This is a genomic window from Candidatus Enterococcus ikei (assembly GCF_017316105.1).
Classification (GTDB): domain Bacteria; phylum Bacillota; class Bacilli; order Lactobacillales; family Enterococcaceae; genus Enterococcus_L; species Enterococcus_L ikei.
This window is the reverse complement of record NZ_JAFLWD010000001.1, coordinates 64,469-81,589: the sequence shown is the minus strand read 5'-3', so window position 1 is coordinate 81,589 and position 17,121 is coordinate 64,469. Positions and strand designations below refer to the sequence as shown.

Below are 17,121 nucleotides of genomic sequence, written 5' to 3'. Positions count from 1 at the left end.
AGGAGTTGAGAATGTATGAAAATCGGAAAAAAGTCTTACTTTGTTTTAGGACTGGTTTTGTTAGTGGGGATTTTCAATGGCGTCATCTTTCATAATATAACACCTTTGAAAGCATCAGAAGAAGCATATTCCATTAAAACGGAATCGATAAATGAAGACGGGAAATTTCCAGTGGTATTGACGATTTCTAAACCAGTAAATGAAAAATTGAAACTTTCTTATGAAGGAATCAATGAAGTGACAACAGAAGAATTACTAGTTGGTATTTCTGATAAGCAAAAAGAAAAGATATCAATTGAGGATATAGAAAATTCTAATGCAAAACTGATTAAGACCAAAGAGAGTAGTGATTCTTTAGTAATAAACTTTTTAGTTAGTCGCTTAAATCAAACTTCAGAAGGTAAAATAACTTTAACAAATGAAGAAAATGAAGTGGTGGCTTCAGCAAATATTACATTTAGTGATGAGTCATCTTCAAAAATTGAAAATACGATTAATGATAGTTTGTCTTTAGTTCAACCAAGAAGCATTGGAAAAACTAGAGATGATGCTACAACTGGTCCAATTCCATCAACGCCAGAAGAAATTGCTGCAGCAAATGATGCTGCGAATACTAGATTTGGTTTTGATCCTTTAGTTAATGTTAAGTCAGTTGGTTCTTGGGCTGAATTTAAAGCGGCTTATGATGATCAAACGGTTACTAAAATTATTATGACTACTGATATCAGTAGAACGAGTAATTTAGCTCTTCGTCAAACGTCAATCGAGATTGATGGTGGAGGCTTCATATTAGATATGAACAGTGACACATTGAGAATGGCAACACGTCCTACAGATGGGATTGGATTCTTTCACTTTCATGATATGACTGCTAAGAATTCCGCAAACGAAGGAAACGGTCTCGGAGGGAATATGTGGGCCTTTGTTAATGCAACAAACGGTACACCTTATTCGCAAAACTGGTATTACAGAACAGGTAATATTAATACGGTTCGAGAAAATGGTCAGCGTGTTATTCGATTGATCCGAGGAACACGTGGAGAAATAACAGTCTATGGTAAATTGAATTTGATCACTACCTCAGAAAACTTTTATGCGGGAAGTATGATCATTGAAGATGGGACGAATTGGTATGGCGAAGATACAGGTTCAAACTATTCAGTAATCTGGTTTGAACAAAATTCAAGCGGTACTGACACTGGTGCGGCTCAGAAATTCGAGATTGGTAAACATGCACAAGTAGTGCTAAAAAACTCTACAAATGGAACAGCTTATCCTGCCGTTTATTCGTATTATTCAAATCTGATTGTTGGAGAAAATTCTATTTATAACTCGAACATGAACGGAAACTCTGTTCGTTTTGATAATACTGGTTCTTCTATGACTGTTAAAAAAGATGCAACAGTTAACTTGCTCAGTCGTGGTAGTGGTTCTGTTATGCAATTTAGTACAAATAACTCTGCATTTAATTTAGAACCTGGCGGTAGTATTTATATTGTTGGTTCAACAACAAGTCCTGTTGTTGATATAACAGGTGGCTCGAATAGAACATTTACGATGAATTCTCCTAAAGGGTTTGACATTCGTAATAAGAATACTGGATCTACAAGTAATAGCCCAGCGGTTTCTACTACTAACGTTGCGACGAATATCTTTACAATCAACGATTCAGATATTGACTTGTGGACGTTAAGATCAGAATTGATGGGACCATCTCAGCAAACCTATGCCAAAGTTGAGCAATTCTCAGCAAAAGCTAACGGTGGAGCAGCGAATGTCACCACGACAGAACCTGGTTTGGCGACTTTTGTTGCAACACAATATCGTCGAATCGCTGGTATGAATGCAAATCCTGAAGTTGAGTGGGTTCCTGTCACCGATGCGGATAAGTCCTATAAAGCCAGAGTGAAAATTGGGATGACCCCGACAGATAGCTTTGATGAGAATGGAAATGTTATTTTACAACCAGTTTATGCAGCAGCAGGTCAGGCACAAGTAACCTATACGGATACTTATGGAGAAACACATACAGTTTCTACTGATAATCAAGGCTATGCAATAATGACGGACACTAAATTTAATATGACCAATAAAGAAATCAAAGCACATGCTGTCAGGGGACCGTGGATTTCTGAAACAGATCCAGTCACACCAGTTTTAGATGTTACGCCACCTGAGCCAGCAATTGTTGATGGCGGTAAAGTGACGAATGCTACGAAACAATTGATTGGTAAAGACGCCGAACCGAAAGCAAAAATCTATGTGGATATCAATGGCGTACGTCAATCAAATGTAGGAATAGTTAATGATGATGGTACTTGGACATATAATTTACCTAGATATTTAAACACAGGTGAAATAGTCCAAATCTTCCTAGAAGATAATGCTGGGCAGATTACTGAGACGCTGGATCCAGCAGCACCGATAACCAACACTGCTAACGGAAATATCAATCCGGCAACCGAATTGAAATACCGTGATGCAACGTTTAAGGCGGCAACGAAATATACAGTAGAAGATGTATTACCAGATAAACCACTTATGGAAAAAACAGTTGTTTCTTCTGGTGGACAAACAACACAAGTCGGCGATATATTGACGTATACATTAACAGCCCAAAACAATAAGGCAGCCTCTTATACTACTGATTGGGCAAAAGTGGTTGTCACAGATACACTTCCTGTCGGATTAGATTTTGATCCTGCAACAGCAGAGGTGAAAATCAACGGCGTTGCAGCAGTAAATCCTACTGATTATACGTATGATTCAAATACTCGTTTACTGACAGTTAACATTGGAGATTTAACAACAGGCGCAACTGCAAAAGTAACATTTAAAGCAACTGTTGCCGCAAAAGCTGTAGGAACGATTATTACGAACAAGGCAACAGCAGTTGGTGATTCACCAAGAGAAACACCTTTTGTCGAAGGCCCAACCAATCCAGATGCGCAACATGAAACCTATTCAGCAGAATCCCTGAGTGTAGATAATCCAGGTGGAACAGTTTTTGGTGTTTTAGAATTAGCATCAGCACCAACGGAAATTGATTTTGGTAACGTGAAATACCAAGGAAAGAAAACCCGTGTGAATGCTGCTGAACATCATGGTGATGATCTGATTGTTAAAGATAGCCGAGCGAATAAAAAAGGTTGGTCACTAACGGCTAAAATGACGACCCCAATGACAAGTATGACGCCGGATACCCCAGCTTATACGCTGGATGGCGCACTTAAATATGTTTATAAAAACAGAGAAATCACATTAAATGGCGGTGCTCAAGATATTATGGTTCAAGGAGCTGTGACTGGCGGATCAATTGAGGGAGCCACATATAACATTAGTGATTCATGGTCTGAATCTGGAGACGGATTTAAGTTTGAAGTTTCAGCTGCCGATGTGAAGACCCTTGGTACTTATCAAGGTGAAATCCTTTGGGAATTGGGCGATACTCCATAAAAGTAAAGGAGATTCTTAACCTATGAGAAAAAAAATCAGCTTTTTAATCCTCTCCTTTACTTTTGTATTAACGCTAGCAATCAGCTATCCATTGAATGCTGCGGCTAATAATGGAGGAGAGGTGCAGACCAGTGGTGTAATCAGCTTTTACGAAGAGAGTTCTTCAACAGAGCCGTCAAGTACTACTGAACCTTCATCAAGTACTCAGCCATCAACTAGTTCTAAAGCAACTATAAAACCAGTTGGGCGCTACCCAAGTACTGGTGAAATGGTAAAAACGAGTCTTGTATTCAGTGGGGCAGTCCTAATTATTATCGGCCTACTGCTATTTTTCTGGAAACGCAAGAAAGAGAAAGAAGGGCGGGATAACAAATGAGAAAGTTTAAACAAACGATGAAATTTCTCGTTATACCAGTTGCCATGATTTCTTCATTAGCACTGAAAAGTGTTGATGCATTCGCAGAATCAGAATCATTGAGCGGGCCTGGAAAAATCAAATTTTCAGGCGAATACCCACAAGATATTGTTGATCCAGAAAAGCCTGGAGAAATAGTTGATCCTGGAGAAACTCCGCAACTTAAAGGAGACTTGAGAATCGACTTTGTTCCAAAACTGGATTTTTATCAGAATAAAATTTCTGATAAAGACGAAATTTACTATGGAAATGCACAGAATTTCTTTGGTGCAACCAAACCTAGAGGCAACTTTGTTCAAGTGACAGATTTAAGACAAAAGCCGACAGGTTGGACCTTACAATTGCGTCAAGAAATGCAATTTACAAACAAAGATACTGAACACAGTGAGATAAACGGAGCCATGTTATCGTTAGATAAATCATGGGTAAGTTCTTCAAAAGATCTTAGTGGTGCTCCACAATTATCAAAAGAAATTATCAATATAGATAACGTTGGCGCTTCATATAACTTAGCGCAAGCCAATACTGGTCAAGGCGGTGGAACCTGGACGATTTCATTTGGGGCGTCTGCTGAAAATCAGAGCAACCAAAAGAATACTTTGGAACCCAGACTTGATAAAGATGGTCATGCAGTTCTTGACCCCGTATTCGACAATAAACCTGTCTATTTGAATAAAGCTGTTTCACTATCAATACCAGGAACAACAATTGTTGATCCGGTACCTTACACTACGGTGTTGACTTGGATATTAGCCGAGTTGCCATAAATAGAACAAACACACACAAACACACAAAAAAACACACAAAAACTAGGAGGAAACACACATGAAAACAAAAACATTATGTTCAGTAGCATTATTAACTTTATTAGGAGTAAGCTTAGCAGCCCCATTAGCAGCTAACGCTGAGGCAAAATCATTACCAACAAACGGTAAAATCAAATTTACTGAAGACAACGATCCTAAAGATATCACTGACCCAGAAAATCCTGAAAAACCAGTTGTAGATCCTAAAGAACCAATCATCGTTAACCCAGATCGTGGATCATTCAGTATTGACGCTGTAACTGAATTAAACTTTGGTGAAGATAAAGTGAAAGCTTTTGCTTCTAACCCAGAATACTTTGCTGCAGCAATCCCAGTAAAAACAGCTGATGGTGATGTTACTCGTGGGAACTTCGTACAATTCACAGATGTACGTGGTGTTGCAAACCATAAATATCAAGTAAGTGCACAATTATCAAAACAATTTGAGGCAAACGCAAATGCTGGAACATTCTTGAAATCAGCTACGATCGATTACTCAAATGCAGCAATTACTTCTGCTGATCCAGCAGCACAATGGCCAGCAACAACTGTTGCCGGATTTCAATTAGCAGCTGATGCAGCTGGAACAGGTGCTGGTTCATCAGTAGTTGTTTTAGATAACAAAGAAGCTTCTAAAGGTATCGGAACATACACTATCGAATTTGGACAATACGGTGACGGAACTGCTGACACAACTGCAAAATCTGTTAAATTAACTGTACCAAACACAAACGTTTTACTAGCTGACGAATACACAGCTGAAATCACTTGGACAATCGCTGAAGTATTATAATATAGACGGCGTAATAGTTGAATTATATAGCATACTTTAAGTAGTCATGTTCAAATAAATGGCGAGACAGAAAGAGATTTTCTGTCTCAGCCTTTTTAAAGAGAGGGATAGCGATGAAGAAAAAGCATCTATTATATATAGTAGCAACGGTTATATTAGCTGTGCTTATGCCGATCAAGACATATGCACAAGACAACAGCAGCGGTAACGCAACTGGATTTACATATGAAACAATCAAGCCTGATAATCAAAGAAGTAACGATGTGGGCTATTTTGATTTAAAGATGACATCTGGACAAAAACAAACGGTTAAAATCAAAATCAAAAATCTAGCTTCAGAAGAAATAGAAGTTTCAGTCAAACTGAATGGGACGAAAACAAATGCTAACGGAGTTATTGAATATGGGCCGACAACAATCAAAAAAGATAAATCATTAAAATATGATTTTGAAAATATTGTTAAGGCACCCGAAAAAGTTAAAATACCTGCAAACGCTGAACAGGATGTCGACATAGAAATTACGATGCCAGAAGCATCATTTGATGGTGTGATCTCAGGTGGAATCCAACTTCAAAAAATTGAAAAAGATGAAAAAGCAAAACCAAAGAAGACAGGCGTTATCAATAAATACGCTTATGTTATTGGGATGATACTTTCAGAAACAGATAAAGAAGTTCAAGCGAATCTAGAATTAAATAAAGTCTATGCAGAATTAAACAATTTTAGAAATACGTTTTTTGTAAACTTCTCTAATGTTGAAGCAGCTTATCTGGAAAATATGGCGACACAAGTTCAAATCATGAAAGAAGACAGTGATGAAGTTTTATATGAAACAAAACGTTCTGGTATGAGAATGGCGCCGAATTCATTGATCGATTTTCCAGTCAGTATGGAAGGTGACCGTATGGTTCCAGGAAACTATCGCGCTAAAATTTTAGTGACTTCCGGTGAAAAAAAATGGGAATGGGACGAAAAATTTAAGATTACAGATGAAGAAGCGGACAAATTTAATAACCAAGATGCTGGTTTAGAAGATGTTCAAACCTTTAATTGGCAATTGATTGCAGGAATCGTGGGTGGCGTACTGTTATTAGCGATTATCATTTTCTTTATAATTAGAACGATCAATAAAAAGAAACAAGCGAAGAAAAAACAAGCACGAAAGAAAAGACCTAAAAAATAATGAGTGATACAGCATTTGCTATTTTCAGCTTTAGAATGGAACAGTTCGTTCAATCAAAAAAATTATGGAGGTAAAGAAATGACGATATTGGATTGGTTTTTTATTGTTTCTTTGTCCCTAGCAAGCATAGGAATATTGTTTGCAGGGATCTCCTTTTTTCTGATGATTCAAACCAATAAAGCATTAAAAAAGGTTAAAAGAACGAAAGTTAAAAAGAAAAAAAGTAAACAAAAAAGACGAAAAATCAGAGAACTAACAAAAAAAAGCAAGAAAGAGCGGACTTTTGGGATTGTTTTAAGTCTATTGTTTTTATTATCAGCTCTGAGTGCAGGATATTCTTTGTATTATCAATCAATGCATTTAAGCCCGAAAGATTCTAAGGCTGTAATTCAGGGTTATTATTTATTAGACAATCTTGAAAATGAATTAAAAGAAGCGAAAACAACAGAGAACGATGTAAAAGCAGGAAAAAATATTAAACTGCTGGCAAGTCAACTATCAAGTTATGGTATTTATAAGGCTACGATCAGAAACACAAAACAAGGGCAAAAAGTGCTGAATAAATACTATAAATCAATGAAGGAATTAGGAATCAATGTTTCTTCTCAATCAGATGACTTTTTCAAAGATGAAACTCTTTCAAATGAATTTGAAGCAGATTTAGCAGCAGTGAAACAAAACCAAAAATCAGTAGTCAGCTACTTTAAAATCAATGAAAAAGCGTTGGTAAATAAAAAATAATCTGGTGATTTTATGAAAAAAACAACTCATAAAAAAAGTGACAGACGAAAAGCAAAGCAACAACCAACTCAAAAGCGTTCGCCAAATACGCGACCTAAAAAATATAAGAAAAAAAACGTGAATAAGAAAAAAAGAGGACTTAGAAAAATGAAAGTTCTTTTTTTTGAAATAAGTTTGACGATACTTGTGACGTTTGCAATGGTCTATCTACTTTCTTTTTTTACCTTTTCATTAGCAAAAGTAGAAGGATATTCAATGAGCGATACGCTAGAAGACGGCGATGTTGTTGTTGTCAATAAATTAGCGAAAATCAAGCGATTTGACCTTGTGTATATTCATGTTCCTAATTCTAAGGATAAATCAGTTCGTAGAATCATTGGTCGTCCAGGAGAAAGTTTGTACTATAAAAATGGGCAGCTGTTTATCAATGAAGAGGAAAAAGAGGAACGTTTTATAGCGGATTATAAAAATCAATTTGAAAAAGATGGTATGATGTTTACGGAAGATTTTACTTTAAAAGCTTTGACAGGTGAAGTAACGATCCCTAAAGATAAGTATCTGGTTTTGGGAGATAATCGACCTTACGCAACGGACAGCCGTTACTATCAGTTGGTAGATAAAAAAGAAGTGATTGGTACTGTAGAAATGAGAGTACTGCCGCTACATAAGTTACAACGATTTTGATAAAAACACCTTGATTTTTATAAATTCGTAGGTGTTTTTATTGTATAAACCAAATAGTTCTATGACAATGATAGGAACGAAAGAGTTTTGAGCTAAAAAAATAAAAAGCAAGTTTTTTCTTTGGAAATCTGTTATACTGTTAGCGTTACAAGTTCCCGAAAGGATTTGTTGTAAAGTAGTAGGCTATTCAAAGAAATATGATTTCCATATGACTTGAGTGGGGACTACATTTTGTACAAAGATGCCTTGTAACCGACTAGATTTAGGGGGAATATATTATGACAGAGAGACATTTATTTACATCAGAATCCGTTTCTGAAGGACATCCAGACAAAGTTGCCGATCAAGTGAGTGACGCAATACTAGATGCGATTTTGGAACAAGATCCATTGGCCCGTGTGGCATGTGAAACAAGTGTTACGACAGGGTTGGTTTTAGTTTTTGGAGAGATTTCTACTACAGCTTATGTAGATATTCAAAAAGTTGTTCGACAAACATTGAAAGATATTGGCTATACACGAGCTAAATATGGATTTGATGGTGATACCGTTGCCGTTCTTGTTGCAATCGATGAGCAATCACCAGATATTGCGCAAGGCGTGGATGATGCACTAGAAACACGTGGTGATAAAGATACTAAAGACGATATTGGTGCTGGAGATCAAGGCTTGATGTTTGGTTTTGCAGTGGATGAAACACCAGAACTTATGCCATTACCGATTTCTTTAAGTCATAAACTTGTTCGCCGATTGGCACAATTACGTAAAGAGGGAAAACTTTCTTACCTACGTCCAGATGCTAAATCACAAGTAACTGTGGAGTATGATGAAAATGGCAAACCACAACGTGTAGATACAGTTGTAATCAGCACACAACATGATGAAGAAGCTACGCTGGAGCAAATTCAAAAAGACGTGAAAGCACTCGTTATTGATGAAGTGATCCCAGCAGAATTACTAGATGAAGAAACAAAATACTTTATTAATCCGACAGGTCGCTTTGTTATCGGCGGACCTCAAGGAGATGCCGGCTTGACTGGTCGTAAGATCATCGTAGATACTTATGGCGGTTACGCTCGTCATGGTGGCGGTGCCTTTTCAGGAAAAGATGCGACTAAAGTCGATCGTTCTGCAAGTTACGCAGCACGATATATTGCGAAAAATATCGTTGCAGCGGGCTTAGCTGAAAAAGCAGAAGTCCAATTAGCCTATGCAATTGGTGTAGCACAGCCCGTATCGATTTCAATCAATACTTTTGGGACAAGCGAAGTATCTGAAAGCAAATTGATTGTAGCTGTTCGGGAAAACTTTGACCTGCGACCAGCAGGAATTATTGAAATGCTTGACTTACGTCGTCCAATCTACAAACAGACAGCTGCATATGGTCATTTTGGTCGTACAGACATTGAACTACCTTGGGAGCAGACAGATAAAGTCGATGCAATCAAGAAAAGCTTGATGGAGTAAACGAGGCGGCGCTACTAATGAAAATTAGTGGCGCCGTTTTGCTGTGAATCACCACGACTGGCTCCGCCAGAGTGGATGATGAACAGTACTTGGCGACCAAATGGAGAGAAGTTACCATACTAGTGAAACACCAAACGCTATAATCTCAAGTAACAAATAGAAGTTATCAACGAAAGTGCTTGAAAGTACCAAACGCTGTAATCCCAAGTAACAAATAGAAGTTATCAACGAAAGTGCTTGAAAGTACCAAACGCTGTAATCTCAAGTAACAAATAGAAGCTAGCAACCAAAGTACTTATAATCACCAAATGTCATAAACCAAACAACAAATAGAAGCCAACAACTCACAAATTAATCATGGATTAGGTTACAATAAACCTAAAAACTCTAATAGTAATGTAAAAGTCTTACAACCGTAACAACAAAACTCTGTAAAGTAATCATAAGTAACTTTATTAAACTAAAAAATACCAAAAGGATGGAGATACATGGAAAGAAAAACAAACGTCAAACTTGTAACAATCAGTGTTTTCGTTGCAACGTTTATGACAGCAATCGAAGGAACGATCGTTTCAACAGCGATGCCAACGATCGTAGGATCACTGCACGGCATGGAAATCATGAACTGGGTTTTTTCTATTTATTTATTAACAAATGCGATGCTAACACCAATTTACGGAAAGCTAGCAGATAAAATTGGGCGTAAACCAATATTCATGATTGGAATTATTATTTTTATTATTGGTTCATCACTTTGCGGTTTAGCCCAAAATATGATCACCTTAATCATTGCTCGAGCAATTCAAGGGATCGGAGCAGGGGCAATAATGCCGGTTGCTTTGACGATTTTGGCTGATATCTATTCAATTGATAAACGAGCAAAAATGTTAGGATTGAACAGTGCAGCTTGGGGAATTGCTAGTATTTTTGGTCCACTTGCTGGTGGGTTTATTGTAGATACTGTTGGCTGGCATTGGATTTTCTTCATTAATGTACCGATTGGACTTGTATTGATGGGCTTGATCGCTTACTTTTTAGTTGAACCAAAAAGAGAAAAATCCAAAGTACCAATGGATATCTTAGGCAGTGTTCAGTTGATGTTCGTCTTACTAACGCTATTATTAGGATTTCAATTGATTGGTGATGGCGGATTTGATTTAAAAGTTTTCCTTTGTTTAGGAGCGTCTGTTCTATTCTTTATTGGCTTTATTTTTGTGGAAAAAAGAGCCAAAGATCCTGTTATCGATTTGATGCTGTTCAAAAATTCCACTTTTGTGATCGTCAATATCGTAGCTGCCTTGATCAGTGGATTTTTGATGGGCGTGGAAGTCTATATCCCAATGTGGATGCAAGGGGTGTTAGGCAAAAGCGCTGGGATTGGCGGTCTTGTTTTAGCACCAATGTCAATTTTATGGATGGTAGGTTCGTTTATTGCTAGTAATTTAATGGAGAAGCATACAACAAAAAGAGTGCTGACAATTGGTTTAAGTATTACACTATTAGGTGGTATTTTCTTAGTATTGGTTCCAGCAACAATTTCATTTGTCTGGTTCTTCGCAATTTCTTCTGTTTTAGGCGTTGGCTTTGGGATTACGATCACAACAACTACAGTGACGGCTCAAAGCAGTGTCGATCCGTCAGAAATGGGAGTAGCCACATCATTCAATACATTGGCGAGAACGATTGGTCAAACGTTGATGGTTTCAATTTTCGGTGTGATCATTAATGCAGTGACAACTTCAGAATTAGCTAAAAGTACCTTACAGGTCGACCCAGATGTGATGAATCAACTTGTTAATCCACATACGGCTAATACGATACCAGCAGATTTACTGAGACCTCTACGTGGCATGCTTTATGCCGGACTTCATAATGTGTATGTCGTTGGAATTGGACTGATTATTGTTGCAATTATTTTAAATGTAAGTGTAAAAAAGAGAGTAGTTAATTAGGGCGTGGCTATTTCTTTATGAAAAAGAACAATAGAATACGAAATTTTGACATGAAAAAGTCATATTTGCTTTGTATTATATAGACATACCAAGAGAAAACAACTAAAAACATTTTTCATTTGTAACTCCTCCCTCGAGGCTGGAGCAGAAGTGCTTAACTCAGAAGAAACAAACAGGAGTTGCTTTTGTTCCAGCCGTTTATGCAGATTCCAAGTGATTAAGCGATGACTTACAGAGTCATCGCTTAATCACTTTTTTTGTTATACATATTTAGTCAAAAATTTCGGAATTTAATGCTACAATGGTAGAAAACAGGAAACGAGGGATGTTGGATGGCTTTTTTACAAGCAAGCATTTATTCAAACGTATTAGAAATGGAAGTATCATTGAATGTGATTTTACCTCAAAAAACGGAGAAAAAAATTGGGACGGCAACGAAAGGAAAGTTTACAGATGTCCCCGTTATGTATCTCCTTCACGGAATGGGTGGAAATCATAGTGTATGGGAACGCCGCACATCGATAGAACGTTATGTTTCAGATTTAGGTTTGGCTGTGATCATGCCTTCAACCGATTTGGGTTGGTATACAGATACAAGCTATGAAATGAATTACTGGACATTTATTTCAGAGGAATTGCCGGAGATCTGTCATGAATTATTCCCGCAATTAACCACGAAAAGAGAAAAAACATTTGCAGTTGGACTTTCAATGGGAGGGTATGGTGCCTTAAAACTTGGGTTAGCTAAATCAGAAAACTTTGGAGCCATAGCCTCTTTATCTGGAGCAGTGAATCTTGCGGACAGAATGGAGGACCTTTTAGCGGTTAGAAGCAGAAAATTCTGGGAAGGGATTTTTGGACCGCTGGAACATGTGAAAGGATCAGCCAATGATCCGATGTTTTTACTTGAACAGCTTGTAAAAGACGGGAAAAAAGCACCTAATATATTTCTGTGTTGCGGAAAAGAGGATTTGCTTTTGTATGGAAATCAAAAAATGTCAGAGGCATTGACGGCGCATAACATTGAACACACTTTCGAAACTGGGACAGGCAATCATGACTGGATTTTCTGGGATAAATGGATTCAACGAGTATTAGAATGGCTCCCATTAGAGAAATAAAAATCAAAAAGCTTAGACAAATAAAAAATGTCTAAGCTTTTTTGCGTATCTACTATTAGATGAACGTATCTAAACCATTTAAAAATACACGTAATGTCTTCATAAAAAAATCTTTCTGCTTTTCTTTGTGTCGATATTGAATACTATCATTGATATTATCTAAGTTTTGTTCCTGAACATATTGCTTCATCAAGATGATTTGTTGTTTCAAATATTCATCACCTGCTACGACTTTATTATATAATTTTTTCTCTTCAGTAGAGTCCATCAGCATGCCAAATAATAAATGTTGCAAAGAAGTAATCGTCATGTAGCTTAATTCAATTGAAAATCCAGCTTCTTTCAAAACACCAAGCATCGCATCAAGATTTCTCAAGCGTGAAGGATAAGAAGGGATTGTGTGTACTTCAATTTCTAAAGCACAAGGATAATGCTGATACAATTCATAATAATTGTCCATATAAGCATAAATCGTTTCTTTCCAGTTTTTTTGCGGCTTAGGCGGTATAAAATGATTCTCTATTTCTTCAGCCATACTTTGTAGCAAGGCCTGTTTATTTTCAACATGCCAGTATATCGCAGGGGCTTGAATTCCGAGTTTTTGAGCGACTTTTCGCATGGATAGTTTTTCCAATTCAGGGTTTTCTGTTAGTAATTGAAAAGCTGCCTGAACGATTTTTTCTTTCGATAATTTTGAGTCCAATTTTCTCATCCTTTATATAAAAAATATAAGCTAACTTCTTGAATTTCACTTCCAAAAATGGTAAATTGTTATGCAGCCTAATTTTACAGTGTTAAGTTTGTGAAATCAATAAAAGCGAACGTGTCTCGCAAATTTATCTATCATCATATAATAACACTAAATAATCATTGAAAGTTGCACAATGAATCAGATTAGGCGAGTTTTACAAAGAAAGTTGGGATCAAGTGAGTATTATTATGGAACATGTCAAAAAGTACAAGTTGGAAGTTACTATAGCATTGTTCACCGTTATCGTTATGGTCATGTCGGCTTTATGGCAGCCAAAACTATTACAAAAAGTATTAGAAGCAATTATTAAAGATGATAAGAGTCAAATGAAAGAACTTGGTTTATATTTGATCGGGATAGCTGGATTAGGATTGATTGCAGGTGTATTTAATACGATTTATTCTGCAAAAGTTGCACAAGGTGTGAGTGCAGATATTCGTGAAGCGACTTTTCGTAAGATCCAGACTTTTTCATTTGGAAATATTGAAGAATTTTCAGCTGGGAATTTAGTTGTTCGTTTAACAAATGATGTGACTCAAATTCAAAATGTGATCATGATTGCATTGCAGTCTCTGTTTAGAATCCCGATTCTTTTTATTGGGAGCTTCATTTTAGCAATGATGACCTTGCCGCAATTATGGTGGGTGATCGTTTTACTAGTTGTAGCAGTATTTATTATCACAGCACTATCATTTTCACAAATGGGCAAGCATTTTATGATTATTCAAACGTTGATTGATAAAGTAAACGGCTTAGCTAAAGAAAATCTTTTAGGAATTCGAGTAGTTAAATCTTTTGTTCAAGAGAAAAATGAATTAAACCGTTTCACTAAAGTCAGTGACGAATTAACGAAACACAATTTGATTGTTGGTACATTGTTTTCAGTGATGATTCCATCATTTATGTTGGCAGCAAATTTAGCGATCGTTGGATCAATTTTTCTTGTCAGCAATTTAGTGAAAGACGACCCAACTGTGATTGGTGGAGTAGCTTCATTTATGAGTTATTTGATGCAAATCATGATGGCGATCATTATTGGTGGGATGATGATGATGATGACTTCTCGAGCAGCTGTTTCTATCAAGCGGATCAAAGAAGTGATGGATACAGTTCCAGCACTTACTTACAAAGATGTTCCAGAACAGAATTTGGATGGTCAGGTAGTTTTTGACCATGTTAGCTTCCGTTATCCAGGGGATGATGTGGATACATTGAAGGATGTTTCATTTTCTATCAAACCAGGAGAAATGATTGGTATCGTTGGGGCTACTGGCGCAGGGAAATCAACATTAGCCCAATTGATTCCTCGATTGTTTGATCCATCTGAAGGAACTGTTTCAGTTGGCGGTGTTGATTTACGTGATGTCAATGAACACAGTTTGCGTAAAGCTGTATCTTTTGTGTTACAAAAAGCGATTCTTTTCTCTGGTACGATTTCACAAAATTTACGACAAGGGAAAAAAGACGCTAGCGATGCAGATATGAGCCGTGCAACTGAAATTGCACAAGCAAAAGAATTTATCGAAAAATTATCATTACAATATGAAGCACCAGTTGCTGAACGAAGTAATAATTTTTCTGGTGGTCAAAAACAACGTTTATCTATTTCACGTGGTGTCATTGGTGATCCGAAGATATTGATTTTAGATGACAGTACAAGTGCTTTAGATGCACGTTCTGAACGTTTAGTCAGAGAAGCGTTGGATAAGGATTTGAAAGAAACGACAACGATTGTGATTGCACAAAAGATTTCTTCTGTCGTTCATGCAGACCGTATTTTAGTTTTAGATAAAGGACAATTGGTTGGCGAAGGCTCTCACGAAGAACTAGTAAAAACCAATCCAGTTTATCAAGAAATCTATGAAACACAAAAAGGAAAGGATGAAGATAATGACTGATTTAATCAGAGCAAGTAAATTCTTTTATCATTATTTAAAACGTTATAAACTTTCCTTCTTCTTCATTTTTGTAACAATTATCATTGCCACTTATTTACAAGTAAAAGCACCACAATTTATCGGAGAAGCCATTCAAGAGCTTGCAAATTACGTGGGAGCATTGATGCAAGGAACAGATGATAAGAGTAAATTCATTGATATTATCTGGAAGTTATTGATTTTTTATGTACTGACAAGTGCAGCAAATTTTATTTACAGCATCTTGTTTACACAAGTTGTAGGAAAATCAACGAATCGAATGCGGATAGGCTTGTTCAATAAATTAGAAAAGTTGACGATTCGTTTCTTTGATTCGCATCAAGATGGTGAAATTTTAAGTCGTTTTACTAGTGATTTAGATAATATTCAAAATAGTTTGAATCAAGCATTATTGCAAGTATTGACCAACATTGCTTTGTTTGTGGGAATCTTGATCATGATGTTCCGTCAAAATGTTCAGTTGGCCTGGGCAACGATCGCTTCTACACCAGTAGCTATTTTGATTGCAGTCGTTGTAATCAGCAAAGCACGTAAATATGTTGATATCCAACAAGATGAAGTTGGTAAATTGAATGGTTATATGGATGAAAAAATCAGCGGCCAACGCGTGATCATCACAAATGGCTTGCAAGAGGAAACGATTGATGGCTTTTTGGAACACAATGAAACAGTACGCAAAGCTACATTTAAAGGACAAGTCTATTCAGGTTTGTTATTTCCAATGATGCAAGGAATGTCTTTAGTAAATACTGCTATCGTGATTTTCTTTGGTGGTTGGTTAGCATTGAACGGAGATTTAGAAAAGACTGTAGCTTTAGGGTTAGTTGTAACATTCGTTCAATATTCACAACAATATTATCAACCGTTGATGCAAATTTCTTCTGGATACAGCATGATCCAATTAGCGATCACAGGTGCTAGACGATTAAATGAGATGTTTGATGAACCGGATGAAATCAATCCTAAAGATGGAAAAGAAATCAATGGCATCAACGAATCTGTTGCATTGAATCATGTTGACTTTGGATATGATCCAGAAGTTCCTATTCTAAAAGATGTCTCCATCGACGTTAAAAAAGGCGAGATGGTAGCTTTAGTTGGGCCAACAGGATCTGGTAAGACTACGATTATGAATTTGTTGAATCGTTTTTATGATGTAACTAGTGGTTCTGTTCGGTTTGATGGAACGGATATTCGCGAAATTGAATTAAGTAGTTTGCGAACGCATGTTGGGATTGTTCTACAAGATTCCGTCCTATTTGCTGGAACGATTCGAGCGAATATAGCATTTGGAAAACCAGAAGCTACTGAAGGAGAAATTATAGAAGCCGCTAAACAAGCAAACATCCATGAGTTTATCATGGAGCAAGAAAAGGGCTATGATACTGAAATAACTGAAGAAAACAACATTTTCAGTACTGGACAAAAGCAATTGATCAGCATCGCGCGTACGATTATTACCAATCCATCGTTGCTGATTTTAGATGAAGCGACAAGTAATGTTGATACCGTAACAGAAGCGAAAATTCAAAAAGCTATGGATGAAGCAATCAAAGGCAGAACCAGTTTCGTGATTGCCCATCGATTGAAAACAATTTTGAATGCAGATCGTATCGTTGTTTTAAGAAATGGTGAAGTGATCGAAGAAGGTAGTCACCATGAATTGTTGAAACAAGATGGTTTTTATGCAGAACTTTATCATAATCAATTTGTGTTCGAATAAAATAGAGCAAAAAGAGCAGGGCTCAGAAGTGGTTAACTCCAATTAATAATAAGTTGCTTCTGTTACTACCATTTATCTGGTTCACTTTGTAC

Annotated in this window: 13 protein-coding genes and 1 riboswitch; of the genes, 12 read left to right on the top strand and 1 reads right to left on the bottom strand. The window is 36.8% G+C overall.

Annotated elements, in window-relative coordinates:
• Positions 1–15: 15 nt before the first annotated feature.
• The 10 genes from JZO69_RS00360 (at position 16) to JZO69_RS00315 (ending at position 12,618) form a co-directional block, all read left to right on the top strand.
• Positions 16–3,456 carry an isopeptide-forming domain-containing fimbrial protein gene (locus tag JZO69_RS00360; protein WP_207110929.1) on the top strand — a complete coding sequence of 1,147 codons (3,441 nt, stop codon included), beginning with the start codon at positions 16–18 and terminating at the stop codon, positions 3,454–3,456.
• A 22-nt stretch (positions 3,457–3,478) separates the two neighbouring features.
• Positions 3,479–3,832, top strand: a complete 354-nt coding sequence (locus tag JZO69_RS00355) for an LPXTG cell wall anchor domain-containing protein (protein ID WP_207110928.1) — start codon at positions 3,479–3,481, stop codon at positions 3,830–3,832.
• Positions 3,829–4,638 (top strand): WxL domain-containing protein, encoded by an 810-nt coding sequence (locus tag JZO69_RS00350; RefSeq protein ID WP_207110927.1) that lies wholly within the window; start codon positions 3,829–3,831, stop codon positions 4,636–4,638. The genes JZO69_RS00355 and JZO69_RS00350 overlap by 4 nt, the downstream gene beginning before the upstream one ends.
• A gap of 58 nt (positions 4,639–4,696) precedes the next feature.
• Positions 4,697–5,470 carry a WxL domain-containing protein gene (locus JZO69_RS00345; protein ID WP_207110926.1) on the top strand — a complete coding sequence of 258 codons (774 nt, stop codon included), beginning with the start codon at positions 4,697–4,699 and terminating at the stop codon, positions 5,468–5,470.
• Positions 5,471–5,583: 113 nt separating this feature from the next.
• The gene (locus JZO69_RS00340) at positions 5,584–6,654 is read left to right on the top strand and encodes a WxLIP family cell surface protein (protein WP_207110925.1); all 1,071 of its coding nucleotides are present in this window, start codon (positions 5,584–5,586) and stop codon (positions 6,652–6,654) included.
• Between the two features lie 78 nt (positions 6,655–6,732).
• Positions 6,733–7,395 carry a hypothetical protein gene (locus tag JZO69_RS00335; RefSeq protein WP_207110924.1) on the top strand — a complete coding sequence of 221 codons (663 nt, stop codon included), beginning with the start codon at positions 6,733–6,735 and terminating at the stop codon, positions 7,393–7,395.
• Positions 7,396–7,407: 12 nt separating this feature from the next.
• Positions 7,408–8,079 carry a signal peptidase I gene (gene lepB, locus JZO69_RS00330; protein ID WP_242586434.1) on the top strand — a complete coding sequence of 224 codons (672 nt, stop codon included), beginning with the start codon at positions 7,408–7,410 and terminating at the stop codon, positions 8,077–8,079.
• 140 nt (positions 8,080–8,219) lie between these two features.
• A riboswitch (SMK box riboswitch) is annotated at positions 8,220–8,360 on the top strand.
• Positions 8,358–9,545, top strand: a complete 1,188-nt coding sequence (gene metK, locus JZO69_RS00325; RefSeq protein ID WP_207110922.1) for a methionine adenosyltransferase — start codon at positions 8,358–8,360, stop codon at positions 9,543–9,545. It overlaps the preceding riboswitch by 3 nt.
• Positions 9,546–10,033: 488 nt before the next feature.
• The gene (locus JZO69_RS00320; RefSeq protein WP_207110920.1) at positions 10,034–11,497 is read left to right on the top strand and encodes an MDR family MFS transporter; all 1,464 of its coding nucleotides are present in this window, start codon (positions 10,034–10,036) and stop codon (positions 11,495–11,497) included.
• Between the two features lie 332 nt (positions 11,498–11,829).
• The gene (locus tag JZO69_RS00315) at positions 11,830–12,618 is read left to right on the top strand and encodes an alpha/beta hydrolase (protein WP_207110918.1); all 789 of its coding nucleotides are present in this window, start codon (positions 11,830–11,832) and stop codon (positions 12,616–12,618) included.
• A gap of 55 nt (positions 12,619–12,673) precedes the next feature.
• On the opposite strand, the gene JZO69_RS00310 is transcribed toward JZO69_RS00315, so the two are convergent.
• Positions 12,674–13,321 carry a TetR/AcrR family transcriptional regulator C-terminal domain-containing protein gene (locus tag JZO69_RS00310; RefSeq protein ID WP_207110916.1) on the bottom strand — a complete coding sequence of 216 codons (648 nt, stop codon included), beginning with the start codon at positions 13,319–13,321 and terminating at the stop codon, positions 12,674–12,676.
• Positions 13,322–13,557: 236 nt separating this feature from the next.
• Here JZO69_RS00310 and JZO69_RS00305 point away from each other — a divergent pair, with 236 nt between their 5' ends.
• The gene (locus JZO69_RS00305; RefSeq protein WP_242586430.1) at positions 13,558–15,267 is read left to right on the top strand and encodes an ABC transporter ATP-binding protein; all 1,710 of its coding nucleotides are present in this window, start codon (positions 13,558–13,560) and stop codon (positions 15,265–15,267) included.
• Entirely contained in the window at positions 15,260–17,029 is a 1,770-nt protein-coding gene (locus tag JZO69_RS00300; RefSeq protein ID WP_207110913.1) for an ABC transporter ATP-binding protein, read from the top strand. Before JZO69_RS00305 ends, JZO69_RS00300 begins: the two co-directional genes overlap by 8 nt.
• Positions 17,030–17,121: the final 92 nt, after the last annotated feature.

Excerpts from the sequence above, each read along its gene's own strand:
- JZO69_RS00360 (WP_207110929.1), top strand. The coding sequence starts at position 16 with ATGAAAATCGGAAAAAAGTCTTACTTTGTTTTAGGACTGGTTTTGTTA.
- JZO69_RS00355 (WP_207110928.1), top strand. The coding sequence starts at position 3,479 with ATGAGAAAAAAAATCAGCTTTTTAATCCTCTCCTTTACTTTTGTATTA.
- JZO69_RS00350 (WP_207110927.1), top strand. The coding sequence starts at position 3,829 with ATGAGAAAGTTTAAACAAACGATGAAATTTCTCGTTATACCAGTTGCC.
- JZO69_RS00345 (WP_207110926.1), top strand. The coding sequence starts at position 4,697 with ATGAAAACAAAAACATTATGTTCAGTAGCATTATTAACTTTATTAGGA.
- JZO69_RS00340 (WP_207110925.1), top strand. The coding sequence starts at position 5,584 with ATGAAGAAAAAGCATCTATTATATATAGTAGCAACGGTTATATTAGCT.
- JZO69_RS00335 (WP_207110924.1), top strand. The coding sequence starts at position 6,733 with ATGACGATATTGGATTGGTTTTTTATTGTTTCTTTGTCCCTAGCAAGC.
- lepB (WP_242586434.1), top strand. The coding sequence starts at position 7,408 with ATGAAAAAAACAACTCATAAAAAAAGTGACAGACGAAAAGCAAAGCAA.
- metK (WP_207110922.1), top strand. The coding sequence starts at position 8,358 with ATGACAGAGAGACATTTATTTACATCAGAATCCGTTTCTGAAGGACAT.
- JZO69_RS00320 (WP_207110920.1), top strand. The coding sequence starts at position 10,034 with ATGGAAAGAAAAACAAACGTCAAACTTGTAACAATCAGTGTTTTCGTT.
- JZO69_RS00315 (WP_207110918.1), top strand. The coding sequence starts at position 11,830 with ATGGCTTTTTTACAAGCAAGCATTTATTCAAACGTATTAGAAATGGAA.
- JZO69_RS00305 (WP_242586430.1), top strand. The coding sequence starts at position 13,558 with ATGGAACATGTCAAAAAGTACAAGTTGGAAGTTACTATAGCATTGTTC.
- JZO69_RS00300 (WP_207110913.1), top strand. The coding sequence starts at position 15,260 with ATGACTGATTTAATCAGAGCAAGTAAATTCTTTTATCATTATTTAAAA.